The organism is Acinetobacter pengchengensis (assembly GCF_982235305.1).
Window position 1 is genome coordinate 2,240,256 of the sequence record NZ_CEVATJ010000001.1, and the last position, 19,171, is coordinate 2,259,426.

15 protein-coding genes are annotated in these 19,171 nt (G+C 42.5%); 10 read left to right on the forward strand and 5 right to left on the reverse strand.

Translation table 11 applies throughout. The features are described 5' to 3' along the window. Positions 1-75: 75 nt before the first annotated feature. A complete protein-coding gene (locus AC0T5Z_RS10875) occupies positions 76-1,242 on the forward strand; it encodes an acyl-CoA desaturase (protein ID WP_435336995.1) in 1,167 nt (388 codons plus the stop codon). 123 nt (positions 1,243-1,365) lie between these two features. Then, positions 1,366-2,811, forward strand: coding sequence for a protein adenylyltransferase SelO (locus AC0T5Z_RS10880; RefSeq protein ID WP_435336996.1), 1,446 nt, complete (start codon positions 1,366-1,368; stop codon positions 2,809-2,811). A 212-nt stretch (positions 2,812-3,023) separates the two neighbouring features. Here the strand turns inward: AC0T5Z_RS10880 and AC0T5Z_RS10885 are convergent, their stop codons facing one another. Together AC0T5Z_RS10885 and baeS are read right to left on the reverse strand one after the other, a co-directional pair. After that, positions 3,024-3,710: a response regulator gene (locus AC0T5Z_RS10885; protein WP_291333740.1), complete on the reverse strand. Its 687-nt coding sequence runs from the start codon at positions 3,708-3,710 to the stop codon at positions 3,024-3,026. Positions 3,711-3,730: 20 nt separating this feature from the next. Continuing rightward, positions 3,731-5,383: a sensor histidine kinase efflux regulator BaeS gene (baeS, locus tag AC0T5Z_RS10890; protein WP_279186297.1), complete on the reverse strand. Its 1,653-nt coding sequence runs from the start codon at positions 5,381-5,383 to the stop codon at positions 3,731-3,733. A 136-nt stretch (positions 5,384-5,519) separates the two neighbouring features. Here baeS and AC0T5Z_RS10895 point away from each other — a divergent pair, with 136 nt between their 5' ends. From AC0T5Z_RS10895 to AC0T5Z_RS10910, 4 genes are all read left to right on the forward strand, one after another. Further along, a complete protein-coding gene (locus AC0T5Z_RS10895) occupies positions 5,520-6,143 on the forward strand; it encodes a hypothetical protein (RefSeq protein ID WP_435336997.1) in 624 nt (207 codons plus the stop codon). A 335-nt stretch (positions 6,144-6,478) separates the two neighbouring features. Next, entirely contained in the window at positions 6,479-8,281 is a 1,803-nt protein-coding gene (locus AC0T5Z_RS10900; protein WP_435337020.1) for an acyl-CoA dehydrogenase C-terminal domain-containing protein, read from the forward strand. A 203-nt stretch (positions 8,282-8,484) separates the two neighbouring features. Next, positions 8,485-10,266 (forward strand): acyl-CoA dehydrogenase C-terminal domain-containing protein, encoded by a 1,782-nt coding sequence (locus tag AC0T5Z_RS10905; RefSeq protein WP_435336998.1) that lies wholly within the window; start codon positions 8,485-8,487, stop codon positions 10,264-10,266. A 143-nt stretch (positions 10,267-10,409) separates the two neighbouring features. Next, a complete protein-coding gene (locus tag AC0T5Z_RS10910) occupies positions 10,410-10,907 on the forward strand; it encodes a phosphate-starvation-inducible protein PsiE (protein WP_291333749.1) in 498 nt (165 codons plus the stop codon). 151 nt (positions 10,908-11,058) lie between these two features. Here AC0T5Z_RS10910 and AC0T5Z_RS10915 read toward each other — a convergent pair whose 3' ends face one another. Next, positions 11,059-11,517: an RcnB family protein gene (locus tag AC0T5Z_RS10915; protein WP_435336999.1), complete on the reverse strand. Its 459-nt coding sequence runs from the start codon at positions 11,515-11,517 to the stop codon at positions 11,059-11,061. 178 nt (positions 11,518-11,695) lie between these two features. On the opposite strand from AC0T5Z_RS10915, the gene AC0T5Z_RS10920 reads away from it, so the two are divergent. Beyond that, the gene (locus AC0T5Z_RS10920; RefSeq protein WP_291333753.1) at positions 11,696-12,148 is read left to right on the forward strand and encodes a hypothetical protein; all 453 of its coding nucleotides are present in this window, start codon (positions 11,696-11,698) and stop codon (positions 12,146-12,148) included. 90 nt (positions 12,149-12,238) lie between these two features. Here AC0T5Z_RS10920 and AC0T5Z_RS10925 read toward each other — a convergent pair whose 3' ends face one another. Both AC0T5Z_RS10925 and znuD read right to left on the reverse strand, forming a co-directional pair. Continuing rightward, positions 12,239-13,702 (reverse strand): phospholipase D family protein, encoded by a 1,464-nt coding sequence (locus tag AC0T5Z_RS10925; protein WP_291333755.1) that lies wholly within the window; start codon positions 13,700-13,702, stop codon positions 12,239-12,241. A 105-nt stretch (positions 13,703-13,807) separates the two neighbouring features. Further along, positions 13,808-15,928, reverse strand: a complete 2,121-nt coding sequence (gene znuD, locus AC0T5Z_RS10930) for a zinc piracy TonB-dependent receptor ZnuD (RefSeq protein WP_435337000.1) — start codon at positions 15,926-15,928, stop codon at positions 13,808-13,810. Between the two features lie 142 nt (positions 15,929-16,070). Between znuD and AC0T5Z_RS10935 the strand changes: the two genes are divergently transcribed. From AC0T5Z_RS10935 to AC0T5Z_RS10945, 3 genes are all read left to right on the forward strand, one after another. Continuing rightward, the gene (locus AC0T5Z_RS10935) at positions 16,071-16,835 is read left to right on the forward strand and encodes a DUF4184 family protein (protein WP_435337001.1); all 765 of its coding nucleotides are present in this window, start codon (positions 16,071-16,073) and stop codon (positions 16,833-16,835) included. A 195-nt stretch (positions 16,836-17,030) separates the two neighbouring features. Beyond that, on the forward strand, positions 17,031-18,815 hold the full coding sequence (aspS, locus tag AC0T5Z_RS10940; protein WP_435337002.1) for an aspartate--tRNA ligase: 1,785 nt from the start codon (positions 17,031-17,033) through the stop codon (positions 18,813-18,815). A 113-nt stretch (positions 18,816-18,928) separates the two neighbouring features. Continuing rightward, on the forward strand, positions 18,929-19,147 hold the full coding sequence (locus AC0T5Z_RS10945) for a hypothetical protein (protein WP_435337003.1): 219 nt from the start codon (positions 18,929-18,931) through the stop codon (positions 19,145-19,147). The last annotated feature ends 24 nt before the right edge of the window (positions 19,148-19,171 follow it).

Consider the following 19,171-nt stretch of genomic DNA (forward strand, 5'->3'; position numbering starts at 1 on the left):
CTACAGATCGGTCATAACGTTGTAACGGATTAAGGTCCATTTATACCTCCCAAGGTTCTAGGAGTGCTGTTGGAGATGAATGCTCCCCTACCTCAAGCCCCAATTAACTGGGTCGCTGTGTTTGCTCTGGTGGTTTTACCCATTGTAGCTGTTATCGCGATTCCGTTATATGCGTATCACCATGATTTTAGCCTTGCCGCTTGGATCAGTATGTTTGTATTACTTGGCGTAAGTAGCTTGGGTATTACAGCAGGTTATCACCGTTTATGGGCACATCGTGCTTATGAAGCGACTTTACCATTAAAAATCATTTTAATGATCATGGGTACCTTTGCCGTGCAGAACAGTATTCTGTATTGGGGTTCAGGTCACCGTACCCATCACCGTCATGTCGATGACATCGAAAAAGACCCATATTCAATTAATAACGGCTTCTGGTATGCGCACATGGGCTGGATGTTACGTGACTATCCTGCTGCAGAGCCAAACTTTAAAAATGCACCAGATTTGTTAAATGACAAGTTGGTGATGTTCCAACACAAATACTATATTCCGCTCGTGATTGCAGTGCACGTTGGTATTTTGGTGCCAATAGGTTGGGCTGTAGGCGATATTTGGGGCGTGTTGTTATTGGGCGGTTTAATGCGTCTGATTTTAAGCCACCATGTTACCTTCTTTATTAACTCACTATGTCATATGTGGGGTTCACGTCCTTATACTGACGAAAATACCGCGCGTGATAACTTCTGGTTAGCCATTGCCACTTGGGGCGAGGGTTATCATAACTATCACCACATTTTCCAGTACGATTATCGTAATGGCGTAAAATGGTGGCAATATGACCCAACCAAATGGTTAATTTGGACATGCTCGAAGTTGGGCTTAGCGAAAAACTTACGCCGTATTCCAAGCTTTAATATTAAAAAAGCAGAATTGGCGATGCGTTTTAAATATGTAGAGCAAGACTTGGCGGTCTATGGACACAATGTAAATGATGACATTGGCCAAGTTAAAAGCCGTATTTCGCAAGAATATGATGCCTTTACTCAAACTCTGAACGATTGGGCAAAGTTAAAAGAGCAAGAAATTCAGGCGAAAAAAGCGTCTGTAGCTGAAAAAATCCACCAAATGGATGACAAATTAAAAGTTGAATTCCAATTGGTTGAACAGCGTCTTTCACACCATCGTGAAACATTGAACTTACTCATGCGCAACCTGAAAAAGAATCCTGTATCTGAATAAACCTCCATTCTAATGCACTGCGAAAACCCTGACCTGTTCAGGGCTTTCTGCATTTTTAGACTACAGTTTTTAAAGCCTAAGTTTGCTATAGTGAAACTCACTTTGTGCCAAAGCTCTCTCACTATGCAATTTAATCCACGTTATCCGACTCTGCCCGCCCGTCTTTATCACATGCAGGAGCCTTTACCTTTAAAAGGTGCAAAAGCAGGACACTTTAATGCTGCATTGGCAAAAGAACTGCAATGGACAGCCGAAGAACAACAGCATTGGATTGAAATTTGCAGTGGACAAACCACCTTCCAGGAATTTCCTGCTTTGGCAATGGTCTATGCAGGACATCAATTTGGACAGTGGGCAGGTCAATTGGGAGATGGACGCGGTTTACTCATTGCGCAAGTGTTGGATACACAACAACGCACAATCGACCTACATTTAAAAGGTGCAGGAGCAACGCCTTATTCTCGTATGGGCGATGGACGTGCGGTTTTGCGTTCCGTGATTCGTGAATATTTAGCAGGTCATGCTTTAAATGCACTTGGTGTGCCATCAAGCAATGCCGTTGGATTTACCTCATCCACTCAAGGCGTACAACGTGAAAAACTAGAACTGGGCGCCATGTTATTACGCACCTCTGACTGTCATATTCGTTTGGGGCATTTTGAATGGATCAATCAGTATCAACCTGAATTACTGCCTGAATTTGTGCAAAAGTGTATCGAATGGCACTATCCAGAATGCTTGGCAGCCGAACAGCCTGTACTCGCCTTTGCTACGCAAGTTATTCAACGTACCGCTGTCATGATTGCAAAGTGGCAACTGGTCGGTTTTGCGCATGGCGTGATGAACACCGACAATTTAAATATCACAGGTTCAACACTCGATTTCGGTCCTTATGGCTTTATGGAGCGTTTTCGTCCCAATTGGATCAACAATCATTCGGACTATCAAGGACGTTATACCTACCAACAACAACCGAGCATGGCACACTGGAATTTGTGGGTCTGGTTAAATAATTTAATTCCGCTTGAGCAAAATCCAGATCTGAAAGAACACTGGAAACAAGCACTGGCAGCATGCTTAGAACATTTTGAACCCACTTTTTTGGAGCATTATAAACTCGGTTTATGTGAAAAAGTGGGACTGCCAAGCTTCCATAAAGACAGTTTTGACTGCGCAACCAACTTCTTACGTATTTTGCAAAGTGAGCAACTGGATTACACCCAAAGTTTTATCCGTCTACAAAATAAACAATACACAGAAATATTGGATGATTGTTTGGATCGTCGTCAGTGGGAAAGCTTTTTGGCGCAGTATTTACAAATTCGTGAACATCAGGATACCGATGCCTTAGATATTGCTATGCAGCAAGTCAACCCTCAGTATATTTTGCGCAATCACATGGCACAAAAGGCGATTGAGCAAGCAGAGCGTGATGATTTTTCAGAAGTTGAGCGTTTATTTAACTTGCTCAGCCAACCCTATATTCAGCAAACAGCATTGGAAAAACCTGAAGATTTAGCACCTTTACCAAGTGATGTGCCAGAAGTGATGGTGAGTTGCTCATCTTAATAGCCTTGTTGCACAAATGCCTAACACTATGATTTTATTAAAACCTAAAGAAACCTTTAAAAATTAGTATCTTGCAAAATATTTATGCAACAAAGCCATTGTCCTGCTAAGCAATTGATTGTACAAACTACAAAATTTAGCTGCGATGTGAAATGACAAATATTTTATCTAGCCCATCTCTCTGTATTAAAGATGGACTAGATTAATTTTTTCTACTCATCAGGATATTCAAAACGATAACCTACACCATACACAGCCTGAATCCACTCATGTCGATTACCTGTTTCGGCAGCGTCAGAAATTTTACGGCGCAAGTTTTTAATGTGGCTATCGATCACCCGATCTGCCACTTCAAAACTGTCAGGGTTAATATGATCTAACAATTGCGCACGTGAATACACCTGCCCAACATGCTCTAAAAACAATTCCAATAAACGGAATTCGGTTGGGGTCAAATTCAAGGTTTTTTGCTGATACCAAATACGCTGCTGCGCTTTATCCATACGGAACAAAGACGGATCTTCGGGCTCAGCCTTACGTTCTAAACGGCGCAACACTGCCTGTACACGCGCGACCAGCTCTTTCGGGCTAAAAGGCTTACATACATAATCATCTGCGCCCATGTTTAGACCCAGCACCCGATCAATTTCTTCTGTTCGTGCCGTGACCATAATAATAGGCACATCGGACTGTTCACGCACTTTGCGGCAAATGGTCAAACCATCCATACGCGGTACCATCAAATCCAAAATCATCAGGCTCGGTTTACGCTGCAAAAAGCTGTCATAGGCTTCTTGCCCATCATGAAACATACTGACTTCAAAACCAGCAGCTTCTAAATAATCTCGCACCAATTGGGCAAGTTCAATTTCATCTTCAACCAGCAAGATATGTTTCATGCACGATTCCTTAAAGTCCATTAAGATTTGATTTTTGGAAAACTTAATTTGCAGCGTAAACCACCCAACGGTGAATGAGCAAAACTTAGCTCTCCGCCCAATGCTTTGGCAATTTTGACCGATAAAGCCAGACCTAAACCTGTCCCGCCTGTGGCACGTGTACGCGAATCATCGGCACGATAAAAACGCTCACCCAAACGTGCCAATTGTTCATCACTTAAACCAAACGGACTGTCATCTACATACACTGTCCATTCTGTTGCACTTTGACTGGTGTGAATATGCACCTGCCCACCCGCTTCGGTATAACGAATACTATTACTGAGCAAGTTGAGCATAATTTGTTTAAAACGGTCTATATCCAATTGTAATTGCGTGCCTTCACCCGACACGATCAAGTCCAACTGCGCCTGTTCAAATTTCGGCTTAAAGCTTTCGATTTCCTGCTCAATCACTTGCCATGGATCAATGCTCGAGAAATAGCATTTCAGCTGCATGGCTTCGGCTTGCGCCAAGTCCGATAAATCCTGTGTGAGTTTTTTCAGATTATTGACCTGATGCATCATCGCAGCCAAATGCTCTGGTGTGGCTTTGCGGATACCATCTTGCATGGCTTCAATTTGCGCCTGCAACACCGCCAATGGCGTTTTTAATTCATGCGAAGTATCTGCCACCCACTGACGACGTGAAGTTTCATGTTGATCTAAAATCACCGCCAAATGATTCAACTCGGTAGATAAATCACCCAATTCATCATTACGATTGACCGTGACCTGATGCTGATAATGCCCTTTGGTCAATTCACGTGTACCATTCAACAAACGCTGAATCGGTTTTTTAAAATAGGTCGCCAATAACAATGCAGCAATCAAGCTCGCCAAAATACTTAAAGCATAAACCAATAATAAATAACGGGTTTGCTTACTAAAAAAGTTAATACTTAAAGCATCTTCCTGATCTAACACAGGTTTTAAGCCTAAATAGCCCACGACTTTTTCATTGACCATAATTGGACGATAAGAAATTTGAGTTTCAGCAGGCTCTCCCACTACAAATTGCCGCTGAGCATCATATAAAGATAAGCGTGAACTCAAGCCTAAACGGTCAGGCATCGAAATAAATTGTTTTTTACCCGAAGCGTCTGTTGTATTGTTCTGCCCTTCGTTTTTACGATCTGAACGGAATGCATTTTGATTGGCGCTTAAAGGAAATACTAACCCCTCAAAAGGCTGAAACTGCGAAGGTAAATTTAGCTCTAACCAACGTAACTCTTCTGCATTGGCTTGACGCTTCATTGGGTCCGGCTCAACCACACTTGGGTTTACATTGGCTAAGCTATGTTCCTGAAAATAGCGCTGCTGCAAGGCAATATCATACTGACGACGCAACCACCACCGCGATAAACGGTCATAATCATCGGGTGCAGCCTCACCTTCAATTTGGAGAATTTGCGCCTGAATGGCGTTGCCCCAATCGTGATATACCGCATAGACTTCTGCCAAGTTTTGAGTGAGCAAGTCCAGCTTCTGCATTTCTACGTCGGCCACGTATTTACTGAAGTTACGCTGCATATTGACATGCAATACCCCCAAACTAACCGTGGTGATTAGCAAGGTCGTCAGTAGCACTGTTAAAAACAGGCGTAAGGCGATGGGAATGCGGCGAATTTTCAATAGAACAGTCTCAGAATTTTTTCTTCATTTTGAGCATTGTAACCAACAGCGCTTCAAAAAACTCTCCATTGTTTCTTCATCTTTATTATTTAATCTTAACTTAAGCAAAGTCGGATTCCAGTTAAGGAGCTGTAAGATGAAACAGATGACAAAAATCGCGTTACTTGGGGCGAGTGTTTTGGGGATGGGTGCTTTAACGGCTTGTCAAACTAGCAATGACTTAACGGATCGACAACAGGCACGCATGATGAAGCATCATGCTGGAGCCGATTCACGTTTTAGCCCAGAACAACGTGAACAGTATCGTGCGAAGCGCGCAGAACACCGTGCTTTTCGTAGCCAGATGCAACAAGCGTGTGACAATAAGGCAGCAGGTACAAAACTGCAACTCAAACTCGGCGAAAAAACAGTTTCGGGTACCTGTACTATGCGCTTTCAGCCAGACCGTCAATCGTTTAAACAACAACGTCAATATATGATGAAACAGCATCAAGCTATGCATGCCAATATGCAGCGCCCGCAACGTGGTGAAGTACTGACCGATGCACAACGTGCTGAAATGACCAAACAGTACGATCAACAATTGGCACAGCGTCAAGCTCATCAACAAGCAATGCGCACAGCTTGTAAAGGTAAAACCCACGGTCAAAAAGTTCAGGTTAAACTAGGCGACCAACAACTCAATGGTCAATGTTTAGTACGTTTTCAGCCAAATCAGCCTATTCAACCTTTAAAAATCAAGCAATCTGCATCACGTTAAGCAATCGTACCAGTCAATTCACACTGTTTTAAAGGCGCTCATTGAGCGCCTTTTTATTGATCTTTTTATCCACTGTACTCAGACATATCTCTTTACGCTTTTTGACTATTTGTGTCATTTCAAATTCAGCAAAACTATTTACACTCAAACAACTTAGCCATTTCAAGGTAAAAATCTTTGACTTTACAGTCACAAAGAAATGCCATGCAGATGCTTGTACCGAATTAGAAGATGTTGCACGATTACAACCATTGCAACACGGCATGTCTAATAAGGCATGCGCTGAAATCCCTTTAAAATATAACGCTGGTCAAACCAGTATTGAGGAAACCGATATGCCACAATACAAAGCGCCTTTACGTGATATGCAATTCGTACTGCATGAATTACTTAACGCAGAAGAACATTATTCTAAATTGCCTGCATTTCAGGAAACTGTGAACCGTGAATTGATTGACCAATATTTAGAAGCAGCAGCTGATTTCTGTGAGAATGAACTTTCTCCTATCAACCAATCAGGCGATCGTGAAGGTTGTACTTGGAACGATGGTGTTGTTACTACGCCTACAGGCTTTAAAGAAGCGTATCAAAAATATATCGAACTTGGCTTCCCATCGTTGTCTGCTGAAGAGCAATACGGCGGTCAAGGCCTACCTGTTTCTCTAGGAAACGTGATTTCAGAAATGGTAGGTACAGCAAACTGGGCATGGGGAATGTATCCTGGCCTTTCTCACGGTGCAATACGTACCCTAGAACATCATGGTTCAGACGAACAAAAATCCACCTACCTACCTAACTTGGTTTCAGGTGTTTGGACTGGCACCATGTGTCTTACTGAATCACATGCAGGTTCTGACTTGGGTATTATCCGTACTAAAGCTGAACCTCAGGCCGACGGAAGCTATGCAATCTCGGGCGAGAAAATCTTTATCTCTGCTGGTGAACATGACATGGCAGAGAATATCGTGCACATCGTATTGGCACGTTTACCTGGTGCACCTAAAGGAACTAAAGGTATTTCTCTGTTCATCGTTCCTAAGTTCAACCTGAATGCAGATGGTTCTTTAGGGGAGCGTAATGGTGTACGTTGTGGTTCAATCGAACACAAAATGGGGATTCATGGTAACGCAACTTGCGTCATCAACTTTGATAACGCGAAAGGTTTCTTGATTGGCCCTGAAAACCGCGGCCTAAACTGCATGTTCACGTTCATGAACACTGCACGTATTGGTACAGCCGTTCAAGGTCTTGCTGCATCTGAAGGTTCTTTCCAAGGTGCTTTAGCATATGCGAAAGACCGTGTGGCAATGCGCTCACTTTCTGGCCCGAAATCTCCTGAAAAAGAAGCAGATCCAATCATTGTGCATCCTGCGGTACGTAACATGCTGTTGACGCAGAAAGCATTTGCAGAAGGTGGTCGCGCACTAGTGCATCTGTTGTGTCTACACGCAGATATCGTTGAACAAGGTGCAACTGAAGAAGAACGCAAATCTTCTGACAATATCTTGTCTCTTTTAACCCCAATTGCAAAAGCGTTCTTAACTGAAACAGGTTCAGAGTCAGCAAAACACGGTATTCAAGTATTGGGTGGTCATGGTTTCATTTCTGAATACGGTATGGAACAAATTGCACGAGATACACGTATCTCTACCATTTATGAAGGAACCACTGAGATTCAAGCACTTGACCTTTTAGGCCGTAAAGTTTTGGGTACACAAGGTGCAATGTTGAAAGACTTCACCAAAATCATCCATAAATTTGCAGAAGCCAACAAAGACAACGCAGCAATGCAAGAATTTGTTGAACCGCTTGCAGCGCTCAATAAAGAATGGGGCGATTTGACCATGCAAATTGGTATGCGCGCAATGCAAAACCCTGATGAAGTTGGTGCAGCTGCAGTTGATTACATGTATTTCTCTGGCTATGTAACGCTTGCTTACCTATGGGCTCGTATGGCATTGGTCGCACAAGAAGCACTTGCAGCGGGCACCACCGATGTAGACTTCTACAATGCTAAAGTGACGACTGCTCGCTTCTACTTCAAGAAAATCTTGCCACGTGTTCGCTCACACGTAGAAGTGATTGCAACAGGTGTAGAGCCTTTACTTGCATTAGATGCTGAACACTTTGCTTTCTAAGCTAAATATTGAGAATATTTAACTAGATATTCAAAATGTTGTACTCTTGAGTACAGAAATTGAGAAAGGACGGTCATAGCATTGACAGTCCTTTTTCTTTATAAATAAAGCATTCTTTCGCTTTAGTCGCCTACAACATTCACAATTGTAGATTACACTGAACTCAACGAATCAAGATTCAAACAATAAACAGGTGAACTCACATGCCAATTTATAATGCCCCACTTGCCGATATGAAATTCATCTTAAATGATGTATTCAGTGCAGAACAATTCTGGCAAAACAATGAAAACCTCGCTCACCTTGATGCTGCAACGGCTGAAGCAATTTTGGAAGAAATGGCAAAATTTGCCCAAAATGTGACGTTGCCTATTAACCGTAGCGGTGATGAAGAAGGCGCGACCTATAACAATGGCGAAGTCACCACACCTGCTGGATTTAAAGAAGCATTTAAACAATATGCCGAAGGCGGCTGGATTGGTTTAGGCGCAGATGAAGAATGGGGTGGTCAAGGCATGCCAAAAATGCTGACAGTATTGTCAGATGAAATGCTGTTTGCCACCAACCCATCATTCTTATTGTATCCACTACTGTCTGTCGGTGCAGGCATGGCGTTAAGCAGTTATGCATCACAAGAACAGAAAGAAACGTATTTACCTAAAATCTACTCTGGCGAATGGTCAGGCACCATGTGCTTAACTGAACCGCATGCAGGTACAGATTTAGGGATTATTAAAACTAAAGCTGAACGCAACGAAGATGGTACTTATAACATTACAGGTACTAAGATCTTCATTACAGGTGGTGATCACGACCTCGCAGAAAACATCATTCACTTAGTTTTAGCGAAAACACCAGATGCTCCTGCAGGTTCACGCGGTATTTCTTTATTCATCGTGCCAAAATTCTTGGTGAATGAAGATGGTTCATTGGGTGAGCGCAACCCAGTAGGTCCAGGCTCAATCGAACACAAAATGGGCATTAAAGCCTCTGCGACTTGTGTGATGAACTTTGACGGTGCGAAGGGTTTCTTGGTCGGTAAAGAAAATGAAGGTCTTGCAGCCATGTTCGTGATGATGAACTATGAACGTTTATCAATGGGTATCCAAGGTCTTGGTGCTTCTGAATTTGCTTACCAAAATGCAGCTCAATATGCGACTGATCGTTTACAAGGTCGTAGTGCTTCTGGTGTTAAATCTCCAAGCAAACCTGCGGATAGTATTTTGGTACATGGTGATGTTCGTCGCATGTTGCTCAATGCCCGTGCCAATAATGAAGCATCTCGTGCATTTGCAGTTTACGTGGGTCAGCAACTGGATATCACTAAATTCTCTACCGATGCAGAAGCTGTGAAAAAAGCCAATGACCGTGTAGCGTTATTAACACCAATTGCAAAAGCTTACCTCACAGATACTGCATTCCAAGCCACTTTAGATGCGCAAATGGTATTTGGTGGTCACGGTTATATTCGTGAATGGGGCATGGAACAATGTGTACGTGACTTACGTATTGCGCAAATCTATGAAGGCACCAACGGCGTACAATCACAAGACTTGATTGGTCGTAAAACCATTAAATGCAATGGTGAATTTATTGCAGAATACATTGCAGAAATCCGTGATTTTGCCAATGGTTTAGATGCAGACCTGAACTTCATTAAAGATGCAACTTTGGATGCAGCGACCGAAGTCGAATCTGTGACCCAATACGTTTTAAATGCAGCCAAAGAAAATGTAGATTTCCCGAATGCAGCAGCGGTAGATTATTTACATGCGGTAGGTTTGCTCAGCTTCTCATATATGTTTGCGCGCATCGCGAATGCCGCTAAGCAAAAAGAGGGCGAGTTCTATCAAAACAAATTGTCATTGGCACTGTACTTTGTACAACGTATTTTGCCAGAACTAGCTTTACGCATTACAAAAGTGAAAGCGGGTGCAGAAGTGGTAATGAACTTCAGCGAAGATTACTTCACCAGTCAAGCTTAAGTCGATTGTCTCTAAAAAACGTCTGCATCGTCAGGCGTTTTTTTATACCTCTTATTTTTACTATGTTTACGCAGCTTTTCCTGTAGTTGTGCACAGTTTTTGCATGAGTTTTTATCATTCATCAAAATTATCAGGGGGAACAAATGAAAGCACAACATTCCAAAGTAGAAAAAATAGAAACCCTCCTCGACCGACTTGGCAACCTGGCCGTTGAAAGTTTTCACTATATTGCCCTGTTCATCATTGGCTGTATGGTGATCTGGTCAGCTGGTCATACCGTAATCGACATTCTGACCGTTAAACAATATGCCACGATTGATGATATTTTATTGCTATTCATTTATTTAGAACTTGGTGCCATGGTTGGAATTTACTTTAAAACCAATCATATGCCAGTACGCTTTCTGATTTATATTGCCATTACCGCCCTAACCCGACTGCTCATTTCCGATATTCAACATGACCATAAGGCAGATATGGACTTGGTGATTATTACGGGTTCAATTCTAATTCTAGCCTTTGCAATTCTGGTGGTGCGTTTTGCCTCGTGGAATTATCCATCGGTCATTCGAGATAAACACAGTGAAAAACCATTGCCACCGGGCAAGACGCCACGCCCAGAAGATGATGAGCTGGCCTAAACTAAAATTGCTTAATTCACTCAAAGCCACTCAAACTTCTGCTATAAAAAAGCGCGTCAGGATAAACCATGACGCGCTGATTTTTGAAGATTCACCTAATGATGCATTTGGCTAAAATACTTTTCTTTATCACTTGAACACTTAAGGTGTTCTAACGATTTGCCACCAACACATAACGGCCATGTTCAAAAACCCAATACATACCACGTGGTGGTGCAGGCAAGCCTAAATGCTGCCAATTGGTCACAACCCGATAAGTCGAACTTTCAATATGAGCAGTGCTCGGTTCACCATTCACCCAACTATAGCTTTGGTGGTTATATTGCACCGTGCTTGGTGCATTGTATTGAATATTAATACCACTCCGAATAGTTGGCTGCCCCCACTGCGGTGCAGGACGTGGGTGATGCTGCGGGTAATGTCGTGGATAGTACTGCGGTTGAGGATGCTGTGAATAATATGGTCGATGTTGTGGATATGCAGGATGATGCTGATAACGCTGAGTATCGACACCTGTATAGCCTGCCCAACGATTCGTTTCTGCAAATGCTGGCAGCGTAGCACCCATAAGTAGCATGCCACTTAATGCAGTTAAAATTGCTACTTTCATATCCAACACTCCTCTGGTTATCATTTAATTTTAACCTCAAATTAAGGATAAACAATGAATAAAAAAACAGCAATTTTATTCATTCCAACTCCGCTCTTACAGAAACAAAGCTGCAGCATACCTGTTTCATTTTCACATTATGCTAAGATACATTTTTTTTTAAATTGGATGAAACCTCGTGCCTGAATTAAATTTTGACCGCCTTCATCAGTTTTTCTGTAAAGTTCCAAGTGTGCAGCAAGCCCGTGTGGATTCTTATGGTTCAGACGGTCAGCATGCATGGTGGTTTAAATTTCAAATAGATGTAGAACACCCACTGGCATGGCAAACCGTACAAGAATTGGGGCATGTCCTGAATTATATTTCTAGAGATGAGCGTTTACCGACCCAATTCTTGCCTGTATCTCCACCGCCATATATGAATGGTGAAGCCAAAGATTTTTTATCGTGGGTGATTCAATGTAACCATCCAGAATTTAGCCCAGATGTGGTCTGTGACTGGTTAGAAGCGCGTTTACCCAATCCTGTAGATGATGAAACACAATGGAAAATCAAAACCGATATTGCTGAGTTAGATCAGCTGAGTGATAAAGATTTAGATGAAATGGTGCCGCCAAATCCTAAAAAATAATTTTTAGAGCTTCATTGTCATTTTCTAAAAATCCCTCTTGAAACAAGAGGGATTTTGCTAGAAATATTACATCTGACCAAAAACTTAAAGTCAGAATGTCGATAAACCACTCCACTCCATAAAGCGATACAGCGTATATTTCCACTTCGACTCATCGGCATACACAGCATAATCCACACTCATATTTTTACCCTCAAGGTTCGACCATGCGGTATTAAAATAGTGTTGAGCATCCTGAAAGACGGGGTCTTGCATCTGTCCAACCACACGCAAGTTGGTTTCTAAATTATAGTTTTTTAAATTACGTGCCGTGAAATTGGCGGAACCTAAAATCAATTCGGCCTGTGTTGCATTCGATTTCATCAGCATTTTATTGTGGCATTGCTCGCCTCGGGTATTACACCAACGTATCTTCACCCCTGCAGCATGCAATTCTGCTGCTACAGGTCGGTTTGGAATGCCATTTTTTTCACGTCCGAAGGCATCTTTATTCGGGTCCAGCAATACTCGCACCTGTACGCCACGTTGCTGTGCAGCAATCAGTGCCTGAATGATCTGTCGTTCAGACAGATAGAACATCGCCAAATCAAGATGTTCTTGCGCTTTTGCCTGCCGAATCAGTGTCAAACTGGCCTCTAGAATGGCTTGTTCAGTGATGACTTGCACTTGAGGATAAGACGAGTCTGCCTCAAATTCCCCCACAACCACCCCAGACAGATTGCCCTGCGACATACGCGCGACGGCTTGTTCTGTTTTCAACACATCTACTGCAGTATTGCCCGTCACCAATAAAGCGCTGTTGGAATGACGTGAACTGCCATCATGAGGATTAAACGACGTAACCAACGCTTTCCAGCCTTCAGCGGTATCGACTACCATGGTTTTACGGTGATTAGCTTTAAAATTAAACAAGCTGAAATAACTGCGCAGGGTAATTTTATCTTTGCCAAAAGGACTGGGTAGCCAACCCTTTTCGGCATTATTCGGAATGCCCTGACAGCAGAGATACCAAAACCCCGACCACAGCGGATTCGATGCGCGCAGCGGGGTTAAATCTGTTTCAATCACATCAATGCCTGCTTGACGCAATTGACGATAATGCTCAGGTGCAATACCGCCATATACTGAGTTAATTGGGTCTGTAATGACCTTAATTTCAATATTTGGCTGCATCTGACGTTTATGAATTAAAGCAGCGGTGAGTTGCTGTGTCAGTGGCTGATGCTGCTGTTTAGATGTTCCCACTTCAGGATTAAACAAGAACATATCCAATACAATGGTGCTTTGTGCTGCGTCAATCAGCCCTAAAATTTCATTAAAAATTTGATGCTGTTGTTGCTGAACACCTTGCTCATCAATATAGGTCTGATCGGCAATAAATTTAATAGGCGCATGACGTAATTTTCCGGTGTAATTCAGACCATCTGGTAACGGTTTAAGACTGTGGTAAATAGCCGAGGACAAATAACCTAAAGCCAGAAAACTTATAATAAGTCCCACATACGCCCGAGGCGACCAATTCAATTTTTGATGAATTCGCTGAAAGATACGCATAACAAAAAACCTAGTCCGATGCGCTCAGACTAGGTTTAATTGTTTGGTTTTTCAAGAGGATTTCTGTGTTTTCACGCAGACATCCTGCTCAAAGCAAATTGAATTTTAGAAGCCAAATTCCACGCCAACTGTAAAGTTACGACCCAATTGTGGAATATTCGACAAAAATGATGCATGTGAATACACTTCATCATCGAGCAAGTTGTTGGCTTTAAAATACACACGGTAATCTTGTTTATTGGCATAATTACCCGCATAAGCCACACCGACATTGACCATATTATAGCCTGCTGTTTCTTGCTCATAAGCAGCAACCTTGTCTTGTTTGAATACACGATAGTATTCCGCCATACCCGACCAGCCATCGGCAAAGTTGGCATCTACTTTAGTTCCCAAACGACCTGCAGGTACACGTGGTGCATTTTGATTGTCAATTTCACCACGCACATAATCACCAAACACACTGAGTTTATAATCGGGACTAATCTGATAACCTAGCTTGGCTTCTGTACCATAAAACTTGGCTTTGTCTTGAGTATATTCAAGTTCTAAGAATCCTTCCTCATTTCTCGCCCCTTGAGCCTGTCCATAAATATAGTTGTCAAACCAGTTATGGTAAACATGCAGCGAATAATCTAATTTGTCGGCTTCATAGTGTAAACCTAACTCTAAATTATTCGATTTTTCTGGACTCAGATTTACATTACCATGCTCAATGGTTTTTGTAGCGTAGTGTTTACCTTGCGCATATAACTCTTGTGCCAAAGGTAAACGTTGCTGGTGTGAACCTGTAAGCGACAATTTATAGTTGGGTGCAAACTGCCAATTGGATGCAGCAGACGCAGACACACCAGTATCGGAATAATCTTTTAGATCAGCATCGACATCAATTTTTTGATGTTCAACTCGCGCACCAAGTTCAACATGTACATCACCAAATTGTTTATGCTCTAAACCAAATAAGCTATATTTTTCAGTTTTCGTATTTGGCATGAGTACGGCATGATCATGTCCGTCATGTTCATCTTCAGCATGATCATGCGCGGCAGCAGCAATATCTAATTGTTGTTGACTATATTGTGTACCAAATACACCTTCCCAACCTGCAACGGGTTTGTGCACCAATTCCAAACGTGCATCATAACCTTTGTTTTTAAAATTACTAACAACCTCATGACCTTCAATTTCATCATGTTCATAGTCAGTAAAACTGGCATGCGCACGCAGTTTATCAAAGCCTACAAAAGGCTGATCAAGCTCGGTACGCAAATCATAACGGTGTGATTCTAAATCCACCCATGGGCCAGCGGTATGTTCGTGTGTATGATCGCCATCTTCATCACCATGAGAACCATGCCCTGGCAACCCATATTTATCCTGACGATTACTATATGACATGCCCACAAAACCACGATCATGAATCCATGAGCCACCAATATTCACCGTTTGCCCTTCAGCAAAGGTATTCTCTACACGACGTGCTTTATCTAAATGTGTGCCTTCATCATCATGATCATGTCCTGGATCATTATGTCCGTGATCATGGTCATCATGGCCTGCTTCATCATTATGATGTTCTACCCAATAGTTTGGGGTAATGTAATCATTAGCCTTACGCTTAGAACCTTCTACACGCAGCGCAAACTGGTCACCAATTGCTGCGGTCACACCTGCGCTGGCCAGTTTTTCATCACTGCCTGTGTTATAACGCAGACCGACTCGTCCTTCTAAACCATTATTTGGCATTTGCGTTGGAATTTTTTGATCGGTCACATTGACCAAACCACCTACGGTACCTGCACCATAAAGTAAGGTTGATGGCCCACGAATAATTTCAACTTGCTTGGCCAAAATTGGATCTACCGTTACCGCATGGTCGGGTGAAAGTGTAGAAACATCGGCCGTTTCTGAAGCATGTTGCAACACTTTAACCCGTGGGCCATCTTGCCCACGAATCACAGGGCGGCTAGAGCCTGAGCCATATTGATTGGAATATACGCCTAGCTCATCTGACATTGCATCACCTATAGTGGTGCTGCGCTCTGCCAACGTTTTCTGATCAATCACATGATCTGCTACAGCGAAATCTGCCGCAGTTTGTACCAAAGGATGTGCTTGTAGCTGAATCGTTTCCAGTTGTGTATTTGTAGCATCTGTATTGGCAAATGCTGCTGGACTAAGTACTGCAAAAATTGAAACTGTTATTAAATTCTTGTGGAACGCCATGATCCATGCTCAAAGTAGCAAAAAATAATTGTTGTTATAATATAACATTTCAATAGCATTGCAATAAAAAACATTCTCATTCCGTATTTTCAGTTAAGCTACGCTTTCAATTCTGCTGATATTTATTCTTCTTTTTATTGGTATGCCCTTTACGCTCTCACATGCAGTACTTGCCCCGCCACTCGCCAAGCTTTCAGGACAACGGCTACCTATTGCTGCACTTGCAATTGGCTGTATGTTGCCAGATTTACATCGCCTATTTACCCTACGCCAAGACCCCACGCCACATTTATGGTCGGCATTGCTGTATCCGAATTTATTATTGGGTCTTGTGTTTTGTGCGCTGTGGTATTTACTCTATCGCCCTGCATTGTATCGCTTTATGGGTGTGTATCACCCTTTAAATCTAAACACGATAAAATCTGTACTAGGCTTTATAGGCGGCATGATTCTCGCCTTACTGATTGGCAATGCCACGCATTTAATTTGGGATGGTTTAACCCATCACGACTTTCGTAGTTTTGCCTTTCAGGATTTTTTGGCGCAATCGGTACAATTAGGCACAGATATTTATCCGATGCATCGCGTACTGCAAATTGGTAGCTCTATTTTAGCCCTGCCTTTTTTGTTGTGGATGAGCCTGCATTATTATAAGAAGCATCGGCAAATCAGACCTGTAAGCATCAAAGTTCGGGGCTATGCAGTTGGTCTTATTACACTGTCTGTCGCTTTGGGCTGTTTCTCGCTTTGGGATTATGCACGTTATATTCCCGATGCAACTTGGCAAGCCGAACTGTATTATTTTACAGGACGTGCCATCAATGAGTTTAGTCAAGGCGCCTTACTCATGTTGAGTTTTGGCTGTCTGCTATTTTTGTTTTTAGATTTTCAAAGGCAGATGGAATAAACGCTCTATCGCTCTACTTTTGCCTTCACGTGCCTACATTCTTCTGTTTCAAGCAGATTCCTGCTAAAAACCCACGGTTTTTGCAGCAGGTTCTTGTAGCTACATGCCCAAAGAGGCATAATCCTACCTTTGCTAAAGGCGGTGCGCTGTTTACGTATTCGCTTCCTTAACCCATATAGTTGGATTTTTAACGCTATGATGCGAACTCATTATTGCGGTTCTTTAACCGAAGCTCAAATTGATCAAACCGTGACCCTGTGTGGCTGGGTACACCGTCGTCGTGACCACGGTGGTGTAATTTTCCTAGACATGCGTGACCGCGATGGTCTTGTGCAAGTCGTGATTGACCCAGACACTCCAGAAGCATTTGCAACTGCAGACAAAGCACGTTCAGAATTTGTATTAAAAATCACAGGTCGTGTACGCCGTCGCTATGCAGGCACAGAAAATGCCAATATGGTCAATGGACAAATTGAAGTTTTAGGCAAGGAAATTGAAGTTCTTGCAGCATCTGAAACGCCTCCGTTCCCATTGAACGATGAAAATACCAACATTTCAGAAGAAATTCGTTTGAAATACCGTTTCTTGGACATCCGTCGTCCAGAAATGTTAGATCGCTTACGTTTCCGTTCTAAAGTGACCAACCTGATTCGCAACTATTTAGACGATCATGGTTTCTTGGATGTTGAAACACCAATTTTGACACGTGCTACACCTGAAGGTGCACGTGACTATTTAGTGCCAAGCCGTGTATCTAACGGTAGCTTCTATGCACTGCCACAATCGCCACAATTGTTTAAACAATTGTTGATGGTAGGTGGTATTGACCGTTATTACCAAATCGCTAAATGTTTCCGTGATGAAGATTTACGTGCGGACCGTCAGCCAGAATTTACTCAAATCGACATTGAAACATCGTTCATGAGTGACGATGACATTATGGATTTGATGGAAGGCATGACCGTGAAGATGTTCGATGAACTTTTGGGCGTGAAATTCGACAAATTCCAACGTATGCCATATTCAGAAGCAATGCGTGATTATGCTTCTGACAAACCAGACTTGCGTATTCCACTGAAATTGGTAGATGTTGCAGACTTGATGCAAGACGTTGAGTTCAAAGTATTTGCTGGCCCTGCGAAAGATCCAAAAGGTCGTATTGTCGCGCTTCGCGTTCCTGGCGCGGGTTCATTGCCACGTAGTGCAATTGATGAATACACTAAATTTGTAGGCATCTATGGTGCGAAAGGTTTGGCGTATATTAAAGTCAATGAGCTTGAAAAAGGCATCGAAGGTTTACAATCTCCTATCGTGAAATTTATTGAGCCAATCGTGCTTGATTTATTAAAACGTGTAGGCGCTGAAAATGGCGACATCGTATTCTTTGGTGCAGATAAAGCTAAAGTGGTCAACGATGCAATGGGCGCACTTCGTGTGAAAATTGGTCACGATTTGAACCTTGGAACTTGTGAATGGGCTCCGCTTTGGGTGGTTGATTTCCCAATGTTTGAAGAAACTGATGATGGTAAATGGACCTCTGTGCATCACCCATTCACCTTGCCTAAATCAAGCGTTGAAGATGTAAAGAGCAACCCAGGTGAAGCTTTATCTGTTGCGTACGACATGGTGTTGAACGGTACTGAAATTGGTGGCGGCTCACTGCGTATTTATACTTTAGAAATGCAAAAAGCGATTTTTGAAGCTTTAGGTATTGAAGAAGAGGAAGCCGAAGAGAAATTCAGTTTCTTGTTGAATGCGTTGAAATACGGTGCGCCTCCGCACGGTGGCTTGGCATTTGGTTTAGACCGTTTGGTGATGTTGATGACAGGTGCATCGTCTATTCGTGATGTGATTGCCTTCCCGAAAACTAAGACGGCTGAATGTCCATTGACTCAAGCACCTGCCCCAGTTGAAGCGACTCAATTGCGTGATTTGGGTATTCGTTTACGTGAAAAACCAAAAGCAGAATCTCAAGAATAAGTTTTGAGCGTTTGAAAAAACCCTGCAAATTTGCAGGGTTTTTTATGAATTGAGATAAAGCCAAGCTAGTGGCATAATAGCGCTTCGTTTTGAATTTTAAGTTGAGCGTTACTATGGCTATGCGTCCTGCAGTTCGTAATCGTGGCATTATGCTAATTGTATTTGCTGTCGCTCAATGGTTATTCATGCGTTATATTCTGGCCAATAACATGTTTGCCTTAGACACCAATGACCGTATTTTATATTTTAGCTTAAGTTCTATTGGTGGTGCGTTTGTGATTTTTGTGGGGCTGATTTATATGGTGTTAGCGGGGAATGCGGATAAACAATAATTTTTATATATAGCGCTCAGATTT